Annotated in this window: 22 protein-coding genes and 1 pseudogene; 20 read left to right on the forward strand and 3 right to left on the reverse strand. The window is 42.8% G+C overall.

Going from position 1 to position 21931, the window contains the following annotated elements:
* Nucleotides 1-6: 6 nt before the first annotated feature.
* Nucleotides 7-639, forward strand: a complete 633-nt coding sequence (locus tag OIT90_RS03050; protein WP_106025585.1) for a DsbA family protein — start codon at nucleotides 7-9, stop codon at nucleotides 637-639.
* Between the two features lie 40 nt (nucleotides 640-679).
* Here OIT90_RS03050 and OIT90_RS03055 read toward each other — a convergent pair whose 3' ends face one another.
* Nucleotides 680-1471, reverse strand: coding sequence for a C39 family peptidase (locus OIT90_RS03055; protein WP_058837567.1), 792 nt, complete (start codon nucleotides 1469-1471; stop codon nucleotides 680-682).
* 233 nt (nucleotides 1472-1704) lie between these two features.
* Here OIT90_RS03055 and OIT90_RS03060 point away from each other — a divergent pair, with 233 nt between their 5' ends.
* The 17 genes from OIT90_RS03060 (at nucleotide 1705) to OIT90_RS03140 (ending at nucleotide 17417) form a co-directional block, all read left to right on the forward strand.
* Nucleotides 1705-2880 carry an ATP phosphoribosyltransferase regulatory subunit gene (locus tag OIT90_RS03060; RefSeq protein ID WP_474892240.1) on the forward strand — a complete coding sequence of 392 codons (1176 nt, stop codon included), beginning with the start codon at nucleotides 1705-1707 and terminating at the stop codon, nucleotides 2878-2880.
* Complete coding sequence (gene hisG / locus OIT90_RS03065) at nucleotides 2873-3520, forward strand: ATP phosphoribosyltransferase (RefSeq protein ID WP_058837569.1); 648 nt, start codon at nucleotides 2873-2875, stop codon at nucleotides 3518-3520. The genes OIT90_RS03060 and hisG overlap by 8 nt, the downstream gene beginning before the upstream one ends.
* Nucleotides 3517-4803, forward strand: coding sequence for a histidinol dehydrogenase (gene hisD, locus OIT90_RS03070; RefSeq protein WP_126682339.1), 1287 nt, complete (start codon nucleotides 3517-3519; stop codon nucleotides 4801-4803). Before hisG ends, hisD begins: the two co-directional genes overlap by 4 nt.
* Nucleotides 4803-5387 carry an imidazoleglycerol-phosphate dehydratase HisB gene (gene hisB / locus OIT90_RS03075; RefSeq protein WP_024423560.1) on the forward strand — a complete coding sequence of 195 codons (585 nt, stop codon included), beginning with the start codon at nucleotides 4803-4805 and terminating at the stop codon, nucleotides 5385-5387. Before hisD ends, hisB begins: the two co-directional genes overlap by 1 nt.
* On the forward strand, nucleotides 5387-6025 hold the full coding sequence (hisH, locus tag OIT90_RS03080) for an imidazole glycerol phosphate synthase subunit HisH (RefSeq protein WP_058837571.1): 639 nt from the start codon (nucleotides 5387-5389) through the stop codon (nucleotides 6023-6025). Before hisB ends, hisH begins: the two co-directional genes overlap by 1 nt.
* Nucleotides 6022-6759, forward strand: coding sequence for a 1-(5-phosphoribosyl)-5-[(5-phosphoribosylamino)methylideneamino]imidazole-4-carboxamide isomerase (gene hisA, locus OIT90_RS03085; RefSeq protein WP_058837572.1), 738 nt, complete (start codon nucleotides 6022-6024; stop codon nucleotides 6757-6759). Before hisH ends, hisA begins: the two co-directional genes overlap by 4 nt.
* Nucleotides 6756-7514 carry an imidazole glycerol phosphate synthase subunit HisF gene (gene hisF, locus OIT90_RS03090; RefSeq protein ID WP_047201833.1) on the forward strand — a complete coding sequence of 253 codons (759 nt, stop codon included), beginning with the start codon at nucleotides 6756-6758 and terminating at the stop codon, nucleotides 7512-7514. The genes hisA and hisF overlap by 4 nt, the downstream gene beginning before the upstream one ends.
* Nucleotides 7511-8140, forward strand: a complete 630-nt coding sequence (gene hisIE, locus OIT90_RS03095; RefSeq protein WP_058837573.1) for a bifunctional phosphoribosyl-AMP cyclohydrolase/phosphoribosyl-ATP diphosphatase HisIE — start codon at nucleotides 7511-7513, stop codon at nucleotides 8138-8140. Before hisF ends, hisIE begins: the two co-directional genes overlap by 4 nt.
* A gap of 131 nt (nucleotides 8141-8271) precedes the next feature.
* Entirely contained in the window at nucleotides 8272-9732 is a 1461-nt protein-coding gene (locus OIT90_RS03100; RefSeq protein WP_144490035.1) for a tetratricopeptide repeat protein, read from the forward strand.
* A 363-nt stretch (nucleotides 9733-10095) separates the two neighbouring features.
* Entirely contained in the window at nucleotides 10096-11490 is a 1395-nt protein-coding gene (locus OIT90_RS03105) for a C40 family peptidase (protein WP_058837575.1), read from the forward strand.
* A 234-nt stretch (nucleotides 11491-11724) separates the two neighbouring features.
* Nucleotides 11725-12675 carry a thioredoxin-disulfide reductase gene (gene trxB, locus OIT90_RS03110; RefSeq protein WP_048238006.1) on the forward strand — a complete coding sequence of 317 codons (951 nt, stop codon included), beginning with the start codon at nucleotides 11725-11727 and terminating at the stop codon, nucleotides 12673-12675.
* A gap of 357 nt (nucleotides 12676-13032) precedes the next feature.
* Complete coding sequence (locus OIT90_RS03115) at nucleotides 13033-13497, forward strand: 8-oxo-dGTP diphosphatase (RefSeq protein WP_024423553.1); 465 nt, start codon at nucleotides 13033-13035, stop codon at nucleotides 13495-13497.
* A 39-nt stretch (nucleotides 13498-13536) separates the two neighbouring features.
* Complete coding sequence (rapZ, locus tag OIT90_RS03120) at nucleotides 13537-14424, forward strand: RNase adapter RapZ (protein ID WP_039183329.1); 888 nt, start codon at nucleotides 13537-13539, stop codon at nucleotides 14422-14424.
* Nucleotides 14425-15384, forward strand: a complete 960-nt coding sequence (locus tag OIT90_RS03125) for a gluconeogenesis factor YvcK family protein (RefSeq protein WP_034281026.1) — start codon at nucleotides 14425-14427, stop codon at nucleotides 15382-15384.
* A gap of 17 nt (nucleotides 15385-15401) precedes the next feature.
* Nucleotides 15402-16352, forward strand: coding sequence for a DNA-binding protein WhiA (gene whiA / locus OIT90_RS03130; protein ID WP_024423550.1), 951 nt, complete (start codon nucleotides 15402-15404; stop codon nucleotides 16350-16352).
* A 26-nt stretch (nucleotides 16353-16378) separates the two neighbouring features.
* The gene (locus OIT90_RS03135; RefSeq protein ID WP_024423549.1) at nucleotides 16379-16636 is read left to right on the forward strand and encodes an HPr family phosphocarrier protein; all 258 of its coding nucleotides are present in this window, start codon (nucleotides 16379-16381) and stop codon (nucleotides 16634-16636) included.
* A gap of 37 nt (nucleotides 16637-16673) precedes the next feature.
* The gene (locus OIT90_RS03140) at nucleotides 16674-17417 is read left to right on the forward strand and encodes an arylamine N-acetyltransferase family protein (protein ID WP_064498003.1); all 744 of its coding nucleotides are present in this window, start codon (nucleotides 16674-16676) and stop codon (nucleotides 17415-17417) included.
* A gap of 50 nt (nucleotides 17418-17467) precedes the next feature.
* Here OIT90_RS03140 and OIT90_RS03145 read toward each other — a convergent pair.
* Both OIT90_RS03145 and OIT90_RS03150 read right to left on the reverse strand, forming a co-directional pair.
* Nucleotides 17468-17794, reverse strand: a pseudogene (locus tag OIT90_RS03145) (ribonuclease); the annotation flags it as partial.
* Between the two features lie 345 nt (nucleotides 17795-18139).
* The gene (locus OIT90_RS03150; protein ID WP_341084649.1) at nucleotides 18140-19117 is read right to left on the reverse strand and encodes a 2-hydroxyacid dehydrogenase; all 978 of its coding nucleotides are present in this window, start codon (nucleotides 19115-19117) and stop codon (nucleotides 18140-18142) included.
* A 552-nt stretch (nucleotides 19118-19669) separates the two neighbouring features.
* Here OIT90_RS03150 and OIT90_RS03155 point away from each other — a divergent pair.
* Nucleotides 19670-20251 carry a beta-class carbonic anhydrase gene (locus OIT90_RS03155; RefSeq protein ID WP_064498141.1) on the forward strand — a complete coding sequence of 194 codons (582 nt, stop codon included), beginning with the start codon at nucleotides 19670-19672 and terminating at the stop codon, nucleotides 20249-20251.
* Nucleotides 20252-20288: 37 nt separating this feature from the next.
* Nucleotides 20289-21911 (forward strand): SulP family inorganic anion transporter, encoded by a 1623-nt coding sequence (locus OIT90_RS03160; protein WP_268473728.1) that lies wholly within the window; start codon nucleotides 20289-20291, stop codon nucleotides 21909-21911.
* The last annotated feature ends 20 nt before the right edge of the window (nucleotides 21912-21931 follow it).

The following is a 21931-nucleotide window of genomic DNA, read 5'->3' on the forward strand; positions in this document are numbered from 1 at the left end:
TAACGTATGAACGAGCAAGAATTGTCTTTCATTTATGTATGGGATGCGTATTGTGGCTGGTGTTATGGATTTTCAAACAGTATCCGCACTTTGCATGAAAATCATCCGGAGATATCACTAACACTTGTGTCGGGTGGTTTATTTGTAGGGGAAAGGAGTCTACCGATAAAAGATTATCCACACATCCCAGAAGCAAATCAGCGTATTAGTCAGCTGACTGGTGTCGAGTTTGGTGAACGTTATCAGAAGCTGCTAGCAAACGGAACGTTTCTTTTAGACTCTGAGGCTGCGGCCATTGGTTTTTCTGCATTAAGATCCATCGCACCTGAGCGTTCATTGTACTTGGCTTCATCGATGCAAAAGGCTTTTTATCAAGACGGAAAAAGTCTGAGTGATGAGGAAACGTATCGGGAGATCGCTTTGGCGCATGATCTTGATCCTGACGCAGTCATTGAACGTATGAAAACAAAAGAAGTGTTCAATGATGCATATGCTGACTTTGCGAAGGTTCATCAACTTCATGTGAATGGCTATCCTACACTTTTATTAAAAAGAGGGGATGAATACTTCAGCTTGGGCGGAGGTGCAATGACGGCTGAAAAGCTTGAAGACCGCCTAAAGGAATTTCTAGAAAAATAAATCATTTAAAAACAACCTCTATGCGGATAGAGGTTGTTTTTTACGCTTTAATGATAATCGCCTGACTGCCCATCTGTTCCCAAGAATCTTCAAATTGATCACGGTCGACCTTTTGATTCTTTTCTCCATATGGGTTATTCAAGTAGACATGCTCCTTGTCATAGCCTGTGATGACTACGCTATGCACATTAAAGCTTACATCTATTTTGCCATTTGGTGTATTCCAAGTTTCGATGTTATCGGTTTTGTCGAAGGTGGATGTCGTAATCACCCAGACAGGATAGCCCTTTTCAAGTGACTGATAGATGGCCTTTTTAACAGGCTTTCCGGTTAAGTCGACAACTTGATCGCCCGCGTATTTTTTCGCAAGCTGATAAATCGGTTCGTGGTAAACCCCAAGACCCGGTCCATTCTCCATATCGCCTACAAATCCGTCATGAGGGTCACCTTTTAAGCCATTTTCATAATTGAGCGGAACACGTTTGATTTCATTTGCCAATGCGTTTTTCGTTACGTGCTCATAGCCGCTGTAATGAAGCAGCATCGCTAAGCTCGTGACTTCGCATCCATTATAAAGCCTTGGTGCATCCATTTGATTGTAGAGAATGACGTCCATGGCTTTTTTGCTTCCTTTTAGTGAATGATGTGTGGTTTCTGCTTTTTTTGTTGAACGAGTTTCTTCAGCCGCGAGTGCCGTATCGTTTTCTTTTTTTGCTGCTTCTTGCGGCGAAGCTGTTTTCTTGACTTGGTCGATTTGTGAAACGTATATAAAGCCGAAATAAACAAGACATGCGCACAACAAAGTTAAGATTAATGTCTGGATGAACTTCACTGTTAATCTCCTGTGTTATTCAATATTTTTAAGTATTATAGCACGTTCCTTCACCGAACATGCAGAAAAGGCACAGGTGTCACTTGAATGTAATAATTCCAGAATATGTTGATGAAAATAGAGAGAAATAAAAATGATTGATTTAATCACTTTATTTTGTTAGCATATTATCATATTAGCGAACTAAAGGATTCGGAATTTTTTGTTTTAATGTGTTGGAGGTGCGGAAGAACATGTTTATGTTTGAGAAACCATATGGTATGCGGGATTCATTACCTGGATTGTATGAGACGAAGAAAAAAGTGAGACATTCTTTAACAGATGTTATGAATGGTTGGGGTTTCCGTTTAATGGAGACACCAACGCTTGAATTTTACGATACAGTCGGTGTGCAATCGGCGATTACTGATACACAACTTTTTAAACTTCTTGATCAAAACGGGCAAACCCTTGTACTGAGACCTGATATGACAGGTCCGATTGCAAGGGTGGCGGCTTCTAAGCTTCATGAACAGGCGTATCCGCTTCGTGTCGGGTATGCAGCGAGTGTGTTTCGTGCGCAGGAAAGAGAAGGCGGAAGACCATCAGAATTTGAGCAGGTCGGAATTGAATTGATTGGTGATGGTTCGATTAGTGCAGATGCTGAAGTCATCGCACTTGCCGTATTTGCCTTAAAAAATGCCGGGCTAAGGTTCTTCAAAATCGCGATCGGGCATGTCGCTTTAGCAGAGACGTTATTTGTCGATGTACTCGGAAATACAGAGCGTGCAAACGTCCTTCGCCGCTTCTTATATGAAAAGAATTATGTAGGATACCGACAGCATGTGAAACAATTACCGCTTTCCTCCATCGATAAAATGAGGCTGTTACAGCTTTTAGAGTTAAGAGGCGGCCAAGAAGTGATAGAGCGGGCAGAGGAAATCGTCGTTTCACAAGAAGGAAAAGAGGTGCTCGCACAGCTAAAGTCGCTATGGGAGACACTTGAAGATTACGGCTGTACAGAATATATCCGTTTAGATTTAAGCATGGTGAGTCATATGAGCTATTATACGGGTATTTTGTTTGAAGTATTTGCTGATCATGTTGGATCGGTCATCGGAAGTGGCGGTAGATATGATCAATTACTTGCTCATTTTAATGCACCCGCACCAGCTACAGGGTTCGGGCTTCGACTAGACCGTCTTCTTGAAGCGCTGGATGCGAAAGAGATCAATGAGCCGCAGGAAGCTGTGATTTTTAGCAAAGAACAAAGACTTGAAGCTTTTGCTTTTGCAGAAAAGGAGCGGTCAAAAGGGAAAAAGATCGTCCTGCAAGACTTAGCGGGGATTGAAAATATTGACGCGATGACCAAGGCATTTGAACAGGTGACTTATTTTATCGGCGCTAGAAAGGAAGAGCGAAATGGGTAAAGTGTTGACGATGGCGATGCCAAAGGGCCGGATATTTGAAGAAGCAGCCGGGCTGTTAAGACAGGCGGGGTACCAGCTGCCAGAGGAATTCGAGGATTCAAGAAAATTAATCATAGATGTACCAGAAGAAAACCTCCGCTTTATTTTAGCTAAGCCAATGGATGTGACCACCTATGTAGAGCACGGTGTGGCGGATGTTGGCATTGCAGGGAAGGATGTCATGCTCGAAGAAGCTCGTGATGTGTACGAAGTGCTCGATTTAAACATTAGTAAATGTCATTTAGCTGTTGCTGGTTTGCCAGGAGCGAGCTGGGGTGGTGTCGCACCGCGTGTGGCAACAAAGTACCCAAATGTCGCATCGTCCTATTTTAGAGAGCAAGGGGAGCAGGTGGAGATCATTAAGCTGAATGGTTCCATTGAATTAGCACCGCTCATTGGGCTTGCCGATCGCATTGTTGACATTGTCTCTACAGGTCAAACACTAAAGGAAAATGGACTTGTGGAAACGGAGCATATTTGTGATATCACGTCACGTTTTATTGTCAATCCTGTGAGCTACAGGATGAAGGATACGGTGATCGATGAAATGGCACAGCGTCTTGCAAGAATTATTGAAGGAGAAGAGGAGGAATCATCATGAACATCACCTGCATACAAGAAGGTGAGACAGATACTCTCTCACTCAAACGGACTTTAGATACAGGAACAGAAGAGCAGCGTCAGGCTGTTCAGCGCATTATACAAGAAGTGAGAACAAATGGTGATGAAGCTGTACGGTCTTTTACAAAGCAATTCGATGGCGTGTTGATTGAACATCCGCTTGTCACAGAAGGTGAAATGGAAGAAGCTTACGAACGTTTGGATAAAGAGATGGTTCAGATTATCCAAACGGCTATCAAGCATATTCGCACATACCACGAGCGCCAGCTGACCTCTTCTTGGTTTTATCACCAAAAGGACGGCTCAATGCTTGGTCAAAAGGTGACACCGCTTGATGCGGTAGGTGTGTATGTCCCGGGTGGAACAGCTGCCTATCCATCATCCGTCTTAATGAATGTGATCCCTGCGCTAGTCGCTGGCGTTGAACGAATCGTTCTTGTGACACCTCCTGGGAAAGATGGACGTCTCTCTGACGCTGTCTTGGCTGCGGCGAAGGAGCTTGGTATTTCTGAGATGTATAAAATGGGCGGTGCACAGGCGATTGCGGCACTTGCCTATGGAACGGAAAGCATCAAGCCTGTTGATAAAATCACAGGTCCAGGGAACATTTATGTAGCGCTGGCAAAGAGGGAAGTATTTGGTCAGGTAGATATTGATATGATTGCAGGTCCAAGTGAAATTGCAGTTCTAGCAGACGAAACAGCAGTCGCACATGAGGTAGCGGCGGATTTACTTTCGCAGGCAGAGCATGATGCCCTTGCATCTAGTATTTTGGTAACACCGTCTAAGACACTTGCTGAAAGCGTGCAGGCTGAAGTCAGAAAGCAGCTTGATACTTTGCCGAGAAAATCAATCGCAGCACAATCCATTCAAGATCATGGCCATATTTACGTGACAGAATCAATTGATCGTGCAGTAGACGTCGTCAATCAATTAGCACCAGAGCACTTAGAGGTGCTGACAGCATATCCAGAATCACTTCTTGGTCAAATCAAGCATGCGGGTGCGATTTTCTTAGGACGCTATAGTCCAGAGCCGGTGGGCGATTATTTTGCAGGGCCGAATCATGTGCTGCCAACAAACGGAACAGCTCGATTCTCCAGCCCGCTTGGTGTGACTGATTTTCAAAAGAAAACGAGCATTATTTCATATAGTCAAGAGGCCTTTGAAACACACCGGGAAAGCATTGCCGCTTTTGCCAGATTAGAAGGGCTTGAAGCACATGCAAGGTCGATTGAAGCGAGAAAGCGGGAGGAATCGTAATGAGACAGGCGAAAACAGCGAGAAAAACAAATGAAACGAACATTTCATTAGCGCTAGAAATTGATGGAGAAGGAAAAGCGGATATTCAAACAGACGTCCCTTTTATGACGCACATGCTTGATTTATTTACGAAGCATGGACACTTTAATTTGACCGTCGATGCGAAAGGAGATACGGATGTTGATGATCACCACACAACAGAAGATATCGGCATTGTGCTCGGGCAAATGTTTAAGGAAGCGTTAGGCGATAAAAAGGGAATTAAGCGGTATGGTTCAAGCTTTGTTCCGATGGACGAAACTCTTGCCCAGGTCGTGGTCGATTTAAGCAATCGTCCTCATTTGGAAATGAGAGCGGCCTTTCCAAGTCAAAAGGTAGGTACCTTTGATACAGAGCTAGTACATGAGTTTCTGTGGAAATTTGCACTTGAAGCCCGGATCAACCTTCATGTCATTGTTCACTACGGAACGAATACACACCATATGATTGAAGCCATTTTTAAAGCGATGGCACGTGCCTTAGATGAAGCAACAACCATTGATCCACGTGTGAAAGGAATTCCTTCGACAAAGGGGATGCTCTAATGATCGGAGTCATTGATTACGGAATGGGAAATTTGTTCAGCGTATCAAAAGCACTGGAACGAGCAGGTGCCCGTTATATCGTTTCCTCTGATGTGGAGGAGCTGAAAAAAGCAGATGCTTATATTTTGCCCGGAGTTGGTTCGTTTCGTGATGCAATGCAGCTGTTAAAAGAGACTGGACTTGAGGCGTTTATTCATCAAGTTGTGCAGGAAGGAAAGCTGTTATTCGGCATTTGCCTTGGCATGCAGCTGTTATTTGAAGAAAGCGAAGAGGCAGGCCGCACAAAAGGATTGGGGCTGTTAAAAGGGCGTGTCGTTCTTTTAAAAGATCGTGATCAGGACGGGAAAAGGCTGAAGGTACCTCATATGGGGTGGAATGAGCTCACATTTCATCAGCCCTCCCCATTGTTTGACGGTGTACCAGAAGGATTTGCATACTTTGTTCACTCTTATTATGTGAGTGATATGAACCCAGATGAGCAATTAGCAAGCGCGGACTATGGTGTTCAAGTACCAGCAATCGTTGGCAAGGGAAATGTGCTTGGTGCACAGTTTCACCCTGAAAAAAGCAGTACAACGGGAATGGCGCTGCTCAAACAATTTATTCAATTAGCAAACGAACAGAGGGTGAGCAAATGAGTGAGTTTACATTATATCCAGCGATTGATATGAGAAATGGCAAATGTGTACGTCTTGTACAAGGTGATTATGATCAAGAAACCATTTATGGAGATTCACCGCTCGACATGGCCGCGAAATTTGCGAAGGATGGAGCAACGTGGATTCATCTTGTGGATCTAGATGGTGCAAAAGCAGGGAAACGTGTCAATCATGAGCATGTGCTGGCGATTGCATCTTCTTTAGATGTGAAGGTACAAATCGGCGGCGGTATTCGGACAGAAGAAGACGTTGCTTTTTATTTAAAGAGCGGCGTCGATAGAGTGATACTTGGCAGCTCAGCTGTATCTAACCCAGCCTTTGTGAAAAAAATGCTGGCGCAATATGGAGAGAAAATCGCAATTGGGATTGATGCGCGAAATGGCTTTGTATCGACTGAAGGGTGGCTTGAAACGTCTAAAGTGAAGGCAGAGGAGCTCGGCAGGGAATTGGCAAAGGAAGGCGCAGAGGTCTTTATTTTCACCGATATTCAAATGGATGGCATGCTGTCTGGTCCCAATGTGGAAAGCACGGTTCGCTTAGCAGAAGCAACCGGCAAACAAGTGATTGCTTCAGGCGGTGTCAGCGCGGTAGCTGATCTTCAAAAGCTGTCAGCGCAAAAAGAAACTGGTGTGTCTGGTGCGATCATTGGAAAAGCACTTTACACGAAGCAGTTTACTTTAGCGGAAGCATTTGAAGGGCTTGACCGCATATGATGACAAAACGAATCATCCCATGTCTTGATGTGAAGGAAGGGCGTGTTGTCAAAGGAGTGCAATTCCTAGGCTTAAAGGATGCTGGTGATCCGGTAGAATTAGCGCAGATCTATGATGAGGCAGGGGCGGATGAACTTGTCTTTCTAGATATTTCTGCGTCGCATGAAGGCCGGAAAACGATGGTGGATGTGGTTAAACAAGTCGCGTCCACTCTTGCCATACCATTTACGGTAGGAGGCGGGATTAACCACCTTGATGACATGAAGCGTATATTAAGAGCGGGTGCAGACAAAGTATCTGTCAATACAGCAGCTGTGTTAAGGCCAGAACTGATTTCAGAAGGTGCTGACTTTTTTGGCTCCCAGTGTATCGTTGTCGCAATTGATGCAAAATACGATGAAGAGAAAAAAGCATATATGGTCTATACACACGGGGGACGCCGTCAAACAGATTTAGAGGTTAGCGACTGGGCGAAGGAAGCTGTGCAAAGAGGTGCAGGAGAGATTTTACTGACAAGTATGGATGCCGATGGTGAAAAGACAGGCTTTGATCATCGATTGACAAAGCTTGTATCAGAGGCAGTCACTGTGCCAGTTATCGCTTCTGGCGGCGCTGGCAATGCCCAGCATATGCTGGAGGCATTTACAAAAGGAGAAGCTGATGCAGCATTAGCAGCCTCCATTTTCCATTACAAAGAAACCTCCATTCACGAGGTAAAGACATATTTGAGAGAACACGGGGTGAAGGTCAGATGAAACAGGCAAATGAATTAACTTTTAATGAAGCAGGCCTGATTCCTGCGATTGTACAGGATGCTCAAAGTAAGGAAGTACTGACGCTGGCATATATGAATCAAGAATCCTATGAAAAAACGCTGGAGACAGGTGAAACATGGTTTTATAGCCGGTCGAGAAACGAGCTTTGGCACAAAGGCGCCACCTCCGGACATACCCAGCAAGTGAGTTCTATCCGATATGACTGCGACAAGGACGCTTTGCTTGTCCTTGTCGCGCCAAGCGGCCCAGCCTGTCATACTGGCAGCTATAGCTGTTTTTCGGAAGAAGGCGTAAAGCGTCAAAGCGAAGAGCAGGATCGTTTTGCGATATTAAATGAACTTGAACAGGTCATTGCAAAGCGTCAGGCGGAAATGCCTGAAGGTGCTTATACTACCTATCTATTTGAAAAAGGGGTCGATAAAATCCTGAAAAAGGTAGGGGAAGAAGCGTCTGAGGTGATCATTGCAGCGAAAAACCGGGATCAAGAAGAATTGAAATGGGAAACAGCGGACCTCCTCTATCATCTTCTTGTGCTATTACGTGAACAGCAATTACCGCTTGATGATGTATTAAAGGTATTAAAAAAGCGTCATCAAGGTGAATGAAAAGCCGGGGGATATCCCAGGCTTTTTATTTTTAAATGAAAAACAAATCCTTCCTTTCCTTTTGTTCTATGTGACGACTGGTGAAGTATGTTATACTACACACGGTACACTGTTCGAAATGGAGGGTATCGGTGAGTAAATACACTTCTCAAAATAATCACACACAAGTCGTCCAGCTTTTTCAAGATGGGCATTACTTTTTTCATAAAGGTCTTAAAGCATATAGAGAAAGAAATTTGTCTAGGGCAAGTAAGCTAATACAGCGGGCCATCGTACTTGAGCCTGAAAATGTAGAAATGCTGTCACAGCTTGCCATTATTTATACTGAAATGGGTCATTACCAGCAATCAAACGAACTGCTTGATTTCATCCTCGAACACATCGATGAAAACATGTCTGAGTGTCACTACTTTAAAGCCAATAATTATGCCAATCTCGGACTATTTCAAGAGGCATATAAATCAGCTACTGCTTATGCCGCACTGGAAGAGAACGGGGAATTTGCGGATGAAAATGACGATCTCCTGGACCTGCTCGATATGAGCGACGAAGAGGACGAAGATTTTCCTTATGATCAGGATGACCTGATTGTGAAGCAGGATCAAGCAAACCATTTGCTTGAAAGCGGCAGACTCGATGAAGCCATTGAGATGCTGGAACAGATGATTGTTGAGTATCCAGAATTTTGGTCAGCGTATAACAATCTCGCTTTGGCCTATTTTTATTCTGGCCGAATCCATCAGGCGAAAGAAATGTTGAACCGGGTCCTTCATGAAAATCCCGGTAATCTGCATGCCCTTTGCAATCAGCTAGTCTTCTACCATTATGAAAAAGAAGAAGAGAAGGTCAACAAGTTAGCGAAGCAATTAACGCACGTGTATCCAATACTAAGTGAACAGCGTTATAAGCTTGGTGCAACATTTGCCCTTGTAGGAGAATTTGAATGGGCCTTTAAATGGCTTTATTCTTTGTACAAAACAGGTTTTCAGGGAGATAGTACATTTTTATACTGGCTTGCAAGCGCAGCCTATCATACAGGCCACAAAACGCTCGCCCAAACGGTTTGGGATAAGATGGTCGAAGAAGATATCGACGCAGATGAGATCAAGCCGTGGCAGGATAAACCTGAGGAGACTGAGCCAATGGTCTCGATTGAGGAACGTCTGACTGCGTACTATGTCAGCAAACAAAAAGGAGAACGTGACGTTCTGCAGTCTGTCCTTGATGCACGTGCAGCGAAAACGGCCTTTGAACAGCAATTCATAGAACTGCTTTTGTATGAAGATGAAATGAAAGAAAAGTCTTTTTCAGAAGATGCAGTTTTTGCAAAACAGGCGGCATCCAGTTTAGAGGAAGCCGTTCAGCCTGACAGCCATATGCCTTATTTTTGGTTATTCCATATTATTCAGCAGGCACGTGCTTCTGGTATTGATAAGAAAAATGCGCCTGCCTGGGCAGCAGCATCTTATTATCTATGGATGAATGAACAAGAAGAATCAGCTGTCAGCAAAAAAGACATTGCGTCTGCTTTTCAAATCAGTGTTCAAACACTGTCAAAATACGAACGAGAAATCTGTACGTTAATTGATTAAATAGGTAAATAGATTCAGAACATCCCAGCATGGCCGAAAAGGTCATGCTTTTTTCTTGGATAAAAAGGTGGGATTTGCAAGGAATTGGCGAAGTATGACAATCACGACATGTTTTTGAAACATAAATGTAATAAAAATATTAGCTCATTTTGTCGATGTCTCATGTATAATGAAAATCGTGGATTAAAACAAAGATAGATATTTAAATATTTTACTATACATAATGAAACACCCAGTGATGAAACAATCTGGTCAACATCTGACTGAACAATCAGGAAGAAAGACATAGAGAGCACAGATTGGTCGCAGAGAATTTGCTGCTTTCTAATGTCGCTTGGGAAATTGTCAAAGGAGGAACTATTTGTGAAAAAGTTTATTACTTTCGGTTTAGCTTCGGTGATCGGAGCGAGCGGTTTATTTATTCCATTTACACATGAAGCAAACGCACAGAACTTTGAACAAAAGAAACAAGAACTAGACAGCAAGCAATCTGAGGTAAACAAGAATCTTCAAAAGAAAAAAGAAGAGCTTTCAAAGCTTGAAGCAAAACAAGAGGCACTTGCACAAAAGCTTAAAGATATTGATGAGAAAGCTTTAAAAACAAGTGATCAAATCGAAGAAAAACAAAAAGAAAATGAAAAAACAAAAAAAGAAATCAAAGCACTGAAAAAAGAAATTGCTGATACAGAAAAACGTATTGAAGAAAGAAACGAGTTCTTGAAAAAGCGTGTACGTGCCCTTCAAGAGAGCGGCGGTTCTACGAAATACATAGATGTATTACTAGGAGCAAAAAGCTTTAGCGATTTCATCAGCCGTGCAGGTGCAGTTTCTACACTAATCAACGCAGACAGTGAAATCATTAAAGAGCAGGAAAAAGACAAAGCAGAGCTTCAAAAGTCTGAAAACGAATTAAACACAAAGCTTGAAAATGTGCAAAGCACACTTGCAAAGCTTGAAACACTTCAATCAGACTTGAATAAACAGCTTGATGAAAAAGACAAGCTATTCAAGCAAGTGAAAAAGCAAAAAGGAAGTGCTTTTTCTGAAATCAGCGAGTTAAACAGTGAGGCTAACAGCATTGCATCTGAAAAGGACGCAACAGTAGCTGCACAAAAACAAGCTGAAAAAGAAGCTAGAGAAGCAGCTCAAAAAGCAAAAGAAGAAAAAGCGCAAAGACAACAGCAGCAGCGTCAAGCTAGTGTTCAAGCGGAAGACAACAGCTCAAATAACGATAGCAGCCCGTCTTCAAGTAACAGCGGGTCATCTAATAACAACAATAACAATAATAACAGCAACAGCAGTTCACCAAGCAAGAAGCCATCTACTGGCGGTGGATCACCTGTCAGCAGTAACGTAGGCGGAATTGAAGGTGCAATCAGCACAGGTTCTACTATTGTTGGACAATCTCCATATAAATGGGGCGGCGGCAGATCACAAGCCGATATTGACGCACGTCGTTTTGACTGTTCTTCATTCGTTCGCTGGGCATTTGCATCAGCAGGTATCAACCTTGGACCAGTTGGCGGTACAACAACAGATTCGCTTGTAGGTAAAGGAAGAGCTGTAAGTGCATCTGACATGAAACGCGGAGACCTTGTGTTCTTTGATACGTATAAAGTAAATGGACACGTTGGTATTTACTTAGGAAACGGTACATTCTTGAACGATAACAGCTCTCGCGGTGTTTCAGTTGACTCGATGAGCAACGTATACTGGAAAAAAGCATTCAAAGGCGTTGTAAGAAGAGTCGTTGAATAAATCATTACTTTTTATATAACCGTAAACAGGCTTCCTTAAACAGCAGTTTAAGGAAGCTTTTTCTTTTTTTGAAGATATGAGCAAATGATTCGCTTATTCCCCGCAGATTTAATAGGATATGGGTAAGGAATAAAAGCTAAGAGTGGAAATGATGCTCTCTGTCATGAATGGAAGCATCACCCAAGGGCATTCTAATAAGAAATGCGAGCAGCAATTGAAGAGGGAGTGACAGTTGTGTCAGAAGAAAAAATCTACGATACGATCATCATTGGAGCGGGTCCTGCCGGAATGACAGCCGCTGTTTATACATCACGGGGAAATCTTTCAACATTAATGATTGAAAGAGGAATTCCAGGCGGACAAATGGCGAATACGGAAGATGTCGAGAACTATCCTGGCTTTGAAAGCATTTTGGGGCCGGAACTTTCAAATAAAATGTTTGAGCATGCGAAGAAATTCGGTGCAGAGTATGCGTATGGCGATATCAAAGAAATCGTGAACGGTGAAGAATACAAAATCGTCAAAGCCGGCTCAAAAGAATACAAAGGACGCTCTGTCATTATCGCGGCAGGGGCTGAATACAAAAAAATCGGTGCACCAGGTGAAAAAGAACTTGGCGGCCGCGGCGTATCATATTGTGCAGTATGTGACGGAGCATTCTTTAAAAACAAAGAGCTTGTCGTCATTGGCGGCGGAGATTCTGCTGTAGAAGAGGGTGTGTATCTCACACGCTTCGCTTCTAAAGTAACGATTATCCATAGACGCGATAAGCTTCGTGCACAAAGCATTTTACAAGCGCGTGCCTTTGATAATGAAAAAATTGACTTCATGTGGAACAAAACCGTCAAACAGATCAATGAAGAAAACGGGAAAGTCGGCAGTGTGACATTGATTGATACGGTGACTGGTGAAGAAGAAGAGTTTAAAACAGACGGCGCCTTTATCTATATCGGAATGCTACCACTGTCTAAACCATTTGAAAATCTCGGCATTACAAATAAAGAAGGCTACATCGAGACAAACGAAAGAATGGAAACGAGAGTGGAAGGTATTTTCGCAGCGGGTGACATTCGTGAAAAAACACTTCGTCAAATTGTCACAGCAACAGGAGACGGAAGTATTGCAGCACAAAGCGCACAGCATTATGTAGAAGAGCTTGCTGAAAAACTCAAAGCAACGAAATAAATGGCTGTCGTAAATCCTTAATATAGCGTCATGGGCTTTTAACTGGAATGTAACACGGGTGAAATAATTTTCCGTTATGATAAAACTAGTAATTGACCCCCTTTTATAAGGAATACATGTTTGGCACGGATGTGAATCCGTGTCCTTTTTTTTGCCTGAAATCAGAAATTCACCAGATGTTCACAAATGACGCATGGAGAACCGTTAGATGCTGTAAAATAAAGAGTAGAGAAATGGCTCGTTACATCATTCAAACGAAAACCGGTCTGTTTTCGGGGAAGAACGGGCATGTTCATTGTGGGAGTCAGGTTGAACCTGTATAATAAGTTAAAGACATAAAAGAGTAGGTGACAGCTGATGCAACGAGTAACCAATTGTGTGCTGCATCACGAAGATCAAGTTCTCTTGCTGCAAAAGCCAAGACGGGGCTGGTGGGTAGCACCGGGCGGCAAAATGGAAAGCGGAGAATCGGTCAAAGATTCAGTCGTTCGAGAATATAGAGAAGAAACAGGTATTTATATTTTAAATCCGCAACTGAAAGGTGTTTTTACCTTTATCATAAAAGAAGGCGATCAAATCGTTCAAGAGTGGATGATGTTCACCTTTATGGCAGATTCATTTACCGGAAAAAACGTAACAGAGTCAGAGGAAGGCATTTTAAAATGGCATGACGTAAAGGATGTGCCTCATTTGCCGATGGCTCCAGGAGATTCCCATATTCTTGATTTCATGCTCAAAGGAAAAGGACTTCTGCACGGCACTTTTACGTATACACCCGATTTTGAGCTGATTGCTTATCGGTTAGATCCTCAGGGAGAATAAAACATGAACCGTTTTCATAAAGAAGGAGAGGAAGCAGGCATGAATACACACAAACAAGAAGATATTCAGCTTGTGATTATTACAGGAATGTCAGGTGCGGGGAAAACCGTCGCCATTCAAAGCTTTGAAGATTTAGGCTACTTTTGTGTTGATAACCTGCCGCCATCACTTTTACCGAAGTTCCTAGAGCTCATGAAGGAATCGAATTCCAAGATGAGCAAGGTCGCTCTTGTGATGGATTTGCGCGGACGCGAATTTTTTGACAGCTTAATTGCGGCATTAGATGAAATGAGTGATCTTGACTGGATCACGCCAAGGATTCTATTTTTAGATGCAAATGATAAGGTGCTTGTCTCAAGATACAAAGAAACGAGACGTTCGCACCCCCTTGCGACAACAGGTTTGCCGCTTGAAGGAATTGCAATGGAGCGCGAGCTGTTAGAGGAGTTAAAAGGCCGGTCTCAAATGATTTTTGATACATCGGATTTAAAACCAAAACAGCTGCGAGAAAAAATCGTCACGCACTTTGCGACAAACCAAGGTCAGGTGTTTACAGTAAACGTGATGTCCTTTGGCTTTAAATACGGTCTGCCGATTGATGCTGATCTTGTCTTTGACGTGAGATTCCTGCCGAATCCTTACTATATTGAGAGTATGCGTCCACAGACTGGAAACGATGAAGAAGTGCGCTCCTATGTGATGAAATGGAGTGAAACGCAAAAATTCACAGAGAAATTAATCGATCTTCTCAGCTTTATGCTTCCGTCGTATAAGAGGGAAGGAAAAAGTCAGCTTGTGATCGCCATCGGCTGTACAGGCGGGCAGCATCGATCTGTGACGCTGGCCAACTATTTATCGGAGTATTTTAAAAACGATTACTATACACATGTCACTCACCGGGACATTGAAAAGAGAAGCAGAAAATAGATGACGACACTACCAAAGGTGGTCATTCTTGGCGGTGGCACTGGCTTATCTGTTTTGCTCAGAGGGCTAAAAACGAAGCCAGTGGACATTACCGCTATAGTAACGGTTGCTGACGACGGAGGCAGCTCAGGCAGACTGCGGCATGATTTGAATATTCCCCCTCCAGGTGATATTCGAAATGTCCTTGCAGCTCTCTCTGATGTTGAACCGCTTGTAGAAGATTTATTTCAGCACCGTTTTAACAAAGGGAATGACTTAACAGGCCACTCACTCGGCAACCTCATTCTTGCGGCCATGACAAATATAACCGGTGATTTTTTTCATGCCGTCACTGAAATGAGCAAGGTTTTAAATGTGAGAGGAAAAGTATTGCCAGCAGCAAATTCAAGTGTTGTTCTTCATGCGGAATTAGAAAATGGGCAAATGGTGACAGGAGAATCGAAAATTCCCACCTATGGTGAGCGAATTAAACGAGTGTTTCTCACACCCGATACGATTGAACCGCTGCCAGAATCTATTCAAGTCATTCGTGAGGCGGATTTGATCGTCATTGGGCCTGGTAGTCTGTATACGAGTATTTTGCCAAACTTGCTTGTGCCGCATATTGGAGAAGAAGTGATTCGCTCAAAGGCGAAAAAAGTGTATATTTGCAATGTCATGACGCAGCCGGGGGAAACGCTTTCCTACAGTGCAGCTGATCATGTTCAGGCATTAAATGATCATATGGATCGTCCATTTATCGATACGATTTTTGTGAACAATAAAGAAATTCCAGAAGAAATCAAAGCAAAATATGCAGAAGAACAGGCACAGCCTGTCCAATTCGACACAGATGCACTGAAAGCAATGGGACTAGAAGTGATTCCTGGAGAAATCATTACATACGACCAGCATGTCATTCGTCATGACACGCTGAAAGTAGCCTCGCTGCTTGTCGATCTGCTGCATCAGAAAAAATAGGAATGGGGGTGGCAAGGATGTCATTTGCATCCGAAACAAAAAAAGAGCTGACTAATCTGGACGTGAAGGACTGCTGCACAAAAGCAGAGCTTTCTGCCCTCATCCGTATGAACGGTTCATTATCTTTCTCTAATCGAAAATTGATTTTAGATATACAGACAGAGAACGCAGCCATTGCAAGACGTATTTATACGCTGCTTAAAAAGAAATACGATGTGACAGTCGAGCTGCTCGTCCGTAAAAAAATGAGATTGAAAAAGAATAACGTGTATATTGTCAGACTGGTAGAACGAGCGAAAACCATTTTAGAGGATTTGAAAATATTAGGTGAGCAATTTGTATTTGAGCGCAATATTTCAGAGGAGCTCGTGAAGAAAAGATGCTGCAAGCGCTCCTATATGAGAGGTGCTTTTTTAGCAGGCGGTTCTGTGAATAACCCAGAAACGTCCTCCTATCACCTTGAGATTTTTTCACTATATAAAGAACATAATGATGCCCTTTGTGAGCTGATGAATCAATTTCATCTCAATAGTAAAACACTTGAGCGCAAAAAAGGGTACATTACGTACATGAAGGAAGCAGAAAAAATCACGGAATTTTTAAGTGTTGTGGGCGCTCATAACTCACTGCTTCGCTTTGAAGATGTGCGAATCGTCCGAGACATGAGGAACTCCGTCAACCGGCTCGTCAATTGTGAAACAGCAAACTTGAATAAAACGATTGGTGCATCACTGCGTCAGGTCGAGAACATTCAATTTATTGATGAAAAAATTGGACTTGATGCCCTGCCGGAAAAGCTTCGTGAAATTGCTAAACTGCGAGTCGACTATCAAGAGGTCACGCTGAAGGAACTTGGAGAAATGGTGGAAAGCGGCAAGATCAGCAAGTCAGGGATTAACCACCGTTTAAGAAAGCTAGATCAAATCGCAGAACAATTACGAAACGGACAAGCTGTTACACTCAAATAGGAGAATGAAAAAGGGAGGCAGATCATATGGTGGAAAAAACGGTCACCATCCAGCTGAAAACAGGCTTGCAGGCACGTCCAGCTGCTTTGTTCGTACAAGAGGCTAATCGCTTTGGAGCTGATATTTTTCTAGAGAAAGATGGGAAAAAAGTCAATGCGAAAAGCATTATGGGTCTCATGAGTCTAGCGATCAGCTCTGGGGTTACTGTCACACTGATTGCAGATGGTGCGGACGAACAAGAAGCCATTGAGGCGTTAACAGATTTTATCAATCAAGAAAACTGAGTCTCTTCAAAGGCTCAGTTTTTTAGGAGGGAATGTCATGATTCAATCAGCTTTTTTACAGAAGATCGGATATGAAGGCCAGTCGATCACCTTTAATGACTTACCTGTATTATTAAAAAAAATGGCCTATACCTTTCCATTTGAAAATAGATCTGTTCTGAACAAACAATCCTACGCTTTGAATCAAGAAGGGTTGAAGCAGCATCTTCTTGAAGAAAACAGAGGAGGTCTTTGTTACGATCTCAATCCTCTCTTATACTATGTGTTAAAAGAGGCTGGGCTCTCTGTACAGCTTCTTCAAGGGACAGTGTATATCAAAGAAGCGGACACGTGGGCCATTGATGGCACGCATGTAGCCATTATGTTGAAGCATCATAACGAACGCTTTCTCATTGATGGGGGATTTGGTGTGAATTTACCTCTTCAGCCTGTGCCTTTTACAGAAGATTGGGTGGAAGGAGCGTCTATTCGGTTTCGCGTCAAAGCAGAGAAAACCGAAAAGGGGACACATCTACTCCAATTAGATAGGGGAGATGGTGCTGAAACAGGCTATGCTTTCACATTGAACGAGGTGGACGAGGCTGCATTGGTCCAATTGAGACACGAGATTTATGAAAATGAATCCTCTACTTTTAACAAAAGACCACTTGCGTCAAAGCTCACGCCAACAGGACGTGTGGTCGTTACTGAGGATCATGTCACCACACATGAACATGAAGAAGTGTCGAAAAAGCCGCTTCCGGTTCCTTTTGAGGATTACGTGAAAAAGCTTATACCGTAAACCATACTAAAAGACAGCCCCAGATGGAACAGGGCTGTCTTTTGTATTGATTATCGAATACGTGTGAAAGTCGCATAATGGTCTGTTGTTTTGTAAATGAGCCAGTCGCTTGAATACACAAGACGGTCAGCATTGCGGAAGCCTGAAACGTAGTTGATGTCTGCCTCACGCCATGTGCGGCCGCTTGCTGAAGGAAGACGTCCTTCCCGATTTGAGAAAATATCTCCACCGATGCTTTTACCTGGCGCCACTTCTGCTAGATTTCCCTTAGATGCCACCCATCCGAGAGCACTTGCTTGTGATTTCGTAATGTAGTTATCAGGCAGTCGTTTGTAGCGAATTAAATAATCTGCTACACCATCAAACGTATTAATGACGGCAAGGGTACGTACATCTGGCGTGAGCTGAATAGAAGCATTTTCAGTTGTGGCTGTTGGTGTAAGAGGTGTTTCTGCATGAACTTGCTGCGGGATAAATCCAGAAAACAGAATAGCAGCGATCAGAGCGAACATAGTCAAAACCGAACTTAATCTTTTCATCTTCATCCTCCTATTAAGGAAATCGGATGCCGTCCTCTTGATGCTTGTCTAGCTCATATTATAGCACCCGAACATGAAGGAAATGTAAAGAATCAGGATCTTTGCTAAAATGAGTCTTTTCTCCTGATGTCTCCTAAAGAAATAAATAAAAAGACGCAGTTCAGTTCCCTGCGTCTTATTTGATCAAGAGGAAGTAAGCTCCTTTACAACATCAACAGGCGCCTTCCCATCTATTCCGTGAATCACATTATGAATGGCTCGTTTCAGCATGAGATCCCTTGTTGTTTCAGTAGCGGAACCGATGTGAGGGGCTAGGGTGACATTGTTCATCTCTTTGAAAGGATGATCCTCTTGAAGCGGTTCCTGCTCATAAACATCAAGACCAGCGCCTTTGATCCATCCCTTCTGAAGTGCTTGAATGAGGCTTTTTTCATCCACTGTTTTCCCGCGGGAAATGTTTACAAATAAAGTCGTTTGCTTCATTAACTTCAATTCTCGTTCCCCAATCATATGATACGTTTCCTCGGTCAGCGGTGTAATCAACACAATGATATCAGCTTGTTTTAAAAGATCATCAAGTGCACAATAGACAGCGCCATACGCCGATTCAGCCTTTTCATTCCGGCTTCGGTTATGATAAAGAACATTCATATCAAAACCATGTGCTGCCCGTTTGGCAACTTGTTCTCCAATACGTCCCATGCCAATAATACCGAGCGTTTGGTGATGTACATCGATGCCAAAGATCTCTTCTTCCTGTACGAATTTTGTCCATTTTCCTTCACGGATAAAACGATCAAGCTCGGCGATTCTTCGCGCAGAGGAGAGAATGAGCGAAAAGGCAAGGTCAGCCACGGTATGATCGAGCGTATAAGGGGTGTGCGTACCAATCACGCCTCTTTGCCTCATCGCTTCTATATCGAAATTGTCATAGCCGACAGAGTTATTACTCACTACCTTGAGTTTTGGTGCGTGATCTAACAGCTCTTGATCGATTTTCGTTCCAGACGTTAAAAGACCATCAGCGTGCTGCAGCTTCTCAAACAAAATGTCTCTTGGAATAGGGTCTTTAGATTGCCAAACCTCATATGTACAATGTTCCTTTAGCATTTCCTCAAAAGAAGCAGGTAAGGGTTTGGCGACAAAAATGTGTGGTATCACAGTCAATTCGCTCCTTTCACATGGTCATCTTACTCCTTTTATTATAAAGCAACCATTTCGGCAGAACACGTTTGAATGTTAGCAGCTCAATATTTAATATACTAAAATAACGGTAAAGAAAGACATTTTCTTAGTGAAAAAGTAGATTCATATGCCATCTGATGCATTTTTTATCTATATAAAAATAATTGGATGGTAGAGGAGACATGTGAATTTGCAAGATTTTACGAGAGATTATCTGACAAACTGGAAAATAGATCGAGACTTTTTGATAGAAAATTTATTATATTTGAAATGTATTAAACGGGATGGTCATTTTCTACTAAACCATTTTATTGTCTTTTAGTGTGATGAGAACAATAGATTGAAAACAAACCCGCGAATCCGCTGGGATGCAGCGTAAAATAGAGAAAATAACGATATTTCTTCTCATCGTTTTCTCATTTTTTTCTTTTTTTTCTATCATTTTTCTTCTCTATTCTTGAGAACACGAGAAGGAAAAGGGGGACAGGTACGAGCTTACGTTACTTAAAAAAGATGGGAGATGGCAAAATGGGATCAAAATTAGAACAGATTCTTCAGCACAATTCAGAGTTTGTGAATCAGAGACATTATGAGCCTTACAAAGCGGGGAAATTTCCTGAAAAAAAATTGGTCATTTTAACGTGCATGGATACCCGCCTTTTGGAATTATTGCCGCAATCTATGGGGCTGCGCAACGGGGATGCAAAGATCATTAAGAATGCTGGAGCCATCGTGACACATCCGTTCGGCAGTGTGATGCGGAGTATCCTTTTAGCTATCTATGAGCTAAAGGCAGAGGAAGTATGCATTGTAGGTCATCATGAATGCGGAATGGCAGGTCTTGCGGCGGATCCTTTACTTGAAAAGGCGAAAGCACGAGGAATCGAAGAGAAATGCTTAAGCATTGTGAAAAACTCAGGTGTCGATTTAAAGGGCTGGCTGACAGGCTTTGATTCAGTTGAAGAGAGCGTGGCCCAAAGTGTGAAATTAGTGAAAGAACATCCACTGATGCCAAGTGATGTGGCTGTTCATGGACTGGTGATTCATCCAGCAACAGGAAAGCTGGATGTCGTTGTGAAAGATAAACTGATTGACCCGCAGTATACCTAAATCATCTACACATACTTAAAGGAGGCCAACACATACCATGCGTTTTTATGGAAGATTTGAAGGGTACAATTCATCAAAGTTTAGACGCGATTTAATCGCTGGGCTTGTCGTGGGGGTTGTGGCAATTCCTTTAGGCATGGCATTTGCCATTGCATCTGGTGTCGGACCAGAATATGGATTATACACAGTCATCGTTGCCGGCATTTTGATTTCATTGTTTGGTGGTTCAAAGTATCAGATCGGCGGGCCGACTGGGGCGTTTGTTCCAATTTTATTCGGGATCGTCAGCCAGTACGGTATTGAAAACTTGCTTATTGCCGGTTTTATGGCAGGCTGTATGCTTGTATTATTCGGAATATTCAAATTAGGAAAGCTCATGAAGTTTATTCCTCGTCCGGTTATCATCGGTTTTACTGCTGGCATTGCTGTCATTATTTTTTCAGGACAGATTGCCAACTTCCTCGGATTAAAGGGTGTTGAAAAACATGAAAGCTTTTTCCTCAATATGAGAGAAATCGTGGTCCATCTCGGTACCACAAACAGTCTCGCCATCATCACAGCCGTCACCGGGCTCATTGTGATTTTGGCGGCACAAAAATACATTCCCAAAATACCTGGTGCTCTATTAGGTCTATTGGCTTCTACGTTTCTCGCCGTTCTTTTCTTTCAAGGACAAGTTGAAACGATTGGCTCTGCATATGGTGAAATCCCTCGTCAGCTGCCAACCTTCGCTTTTCCTGAATTGACGATTGAAAAAATGATATACCTCCTGCCTCCAGCAATTATCATTGCACTTTTAGGCGGCGTGGAATCGATTTTGTCCGCAATGGTTGCTGATAATATGAAAGGCTCTAAACATGACAGCAATAAAGAGCTTGTTGGACAAGGAATTGCCAATATGGCGGCACCGCTTTTCGGAGGAATTCCAGCGACGGGCGCTATTGCCCGCACGGCAACGAACATAAAAAATGGAGGAGCAAGTCCGATTTCTGGTGTTGTGCATGGCGTTGTCGTCTTGCTAATCTTAATGGTATTTGCGCCATATGCGTCAATGATTCCACTTGCTGCAATGGCACCAATTTTAATGTTTGTTGCTTGGAATATGAGTGAGAGAAAAGAATTTATCAATATTGTGAAAGTGAAAAATGCCGATTCGCTTGTACTTGTCGTGACCTTCCTGCTCACAGTGATCGGTGATTTGATTATTGGCGTCACCGCTGGTCTCATTTTAGCGTTTATCGCTTTTATCAAAAAAATGAGCCAGACGACCAATATCCATACAAATGTCGCTGTTCCTCAAATGGAAACAGCAGCTGCTTTAGAAAAACAGACAGACGAGAAAGGGATCAGTATGTATTCCATCGAAGGGCCGCTCTTTTTCGGAACAACAGATTCATTGGAAAATTCGATTTTGGACCATGTTCAAACAAAACCAAAAACACTTATTCTGCTTATGAATAAAGTCAATTATATGGACACGTCGGCAGAAGCGGTTCTCATGAATATCTCCAATCGGTTAAAGCATCATAATGGAAAGCTGATGATCGTTGGGCTTCAATCACAGCCTAAGGAGCTTTTGCATCGAACAGGTCTTTTCCATCATATCGGAAAGCAGCATTTCTTTGAACGAACAGATGACATCTCACCACAGCATCTTTAAGGCTTAGAAAAACACGTGAC

It is taken from the genome of Bacillus sp. ABR, assembly GCF_056172715.1.

Bases quoted from the DNA above. Each gene is read 5' to 3' on its own strand.
- OIT90_RS03115 (WP_024423553.1), top strand. From the start codon at position 13,033: ATGCAACGAGTAACCAATTGTGTGCTGCATCACGAAGATCAAGTTCTC.
- hisH (WP_058837571.1), top strand. From the start codon at position 5,387: ATGATCGGAGTCATTGATTACGGAATGGGAAATTTGTTCAGCGTATCA.
- OIT90_RS03135 (WP_024423549.1), top strand. From the start codon at position 16,379: ATGGTGGAAAAAACGGTCACCATCCAGCTGAAAACAGGCTTGCAGGCA.
- hisA (WP_058837572.1), top strand. From the start codon at position 6,022: ATGAGTGAGTTTACATTATATCCAGCGATTGATATGAGAAATGGCAAA.
- hisD (WP_126682339.1), top strand. From the start codon at position 3,517: ATGAACATCACCTGCATACAAGAAGGTGAGACAGATACTCTCTCACTC.
- hisF (WP_047201833.1), top strand. From the start codon at position 6,756: ATGATGACAAAACGAATCATCCCATGTCTTGATGTGAAGGAAGGGCGT.
- OIT90_RS03160 (WP_268473728.1), top strand. From the start codon at position 20,289: ATGCGTTTTTATGGAAGATTTGAAGGGTACAATTCATCAAAGTTTAGA.
- hisB (WP_024423560.1), top strand. From the start codon at position 4,803: ATGAGACAGGCGAAAACAGCGAGAAAAACAAATGAAACGAACATTTCA.
- hisIE (WP_058837573.1), top strand. From the start codon at position 7,511: ATGAAACAGGCAAATGAATTAACTTTTAATGAAGCAGGCCTGATTCCT.
- whiA (WP_024423550.1), top strand. From the start codon at position 15,402: ATGTCATTTGCATCCGAAACAAAAAAAGAGCTGACTAATCTGGACGTG.
- OIT90_RS03155 (WP_064498141.1), top strand. From the start codon at position 19,670: ATGGGATCAAAATTAGAACAGATTCTTCAGCACAATTCAGAGTTTGTG.
- hisG (WP_058837569.1), top strand. From the start codon at position 2,873: ATGGGTAAAGTGTTGACGATGGCGATGCCAAAGGGCCGGATATTTGAA.
- OIT90_RS03140 (WP_064498003.1), top strand. From the start codon at position 16,674: ATGATTCAATCAGCTTTTTTACAGAAGATCGGATATGAAGGCCAGTCG.
- rapZ (WP_039183329.1), top strand. From the start codon at position 13,537: ATGAATACACACAAACAAGAAGATATTCAGCTTGTGATTATTACAGGA.
- OIT90_RS03050 (WP_106025585.1), top strand. From the start codon at position 7: ATGAACGAGCAAGAATTGTCTTTCATTTATGTATGGGATGCGTATTGT.
- OIT90_RS03125 (WP_034281026.1), top strand. From the start codon at position 14,425: ATGACGACACTACCAAAGGTGGTCATTCTTGGCGGTGGCACTGGCTTA.
- OIT90_RS03060 (WP_474892240.1), top strand. From the start codon at position 1,705: ATGTTTATGTTTGAGAAACCATATGGTATGCGGGATTCATTACCTGGA.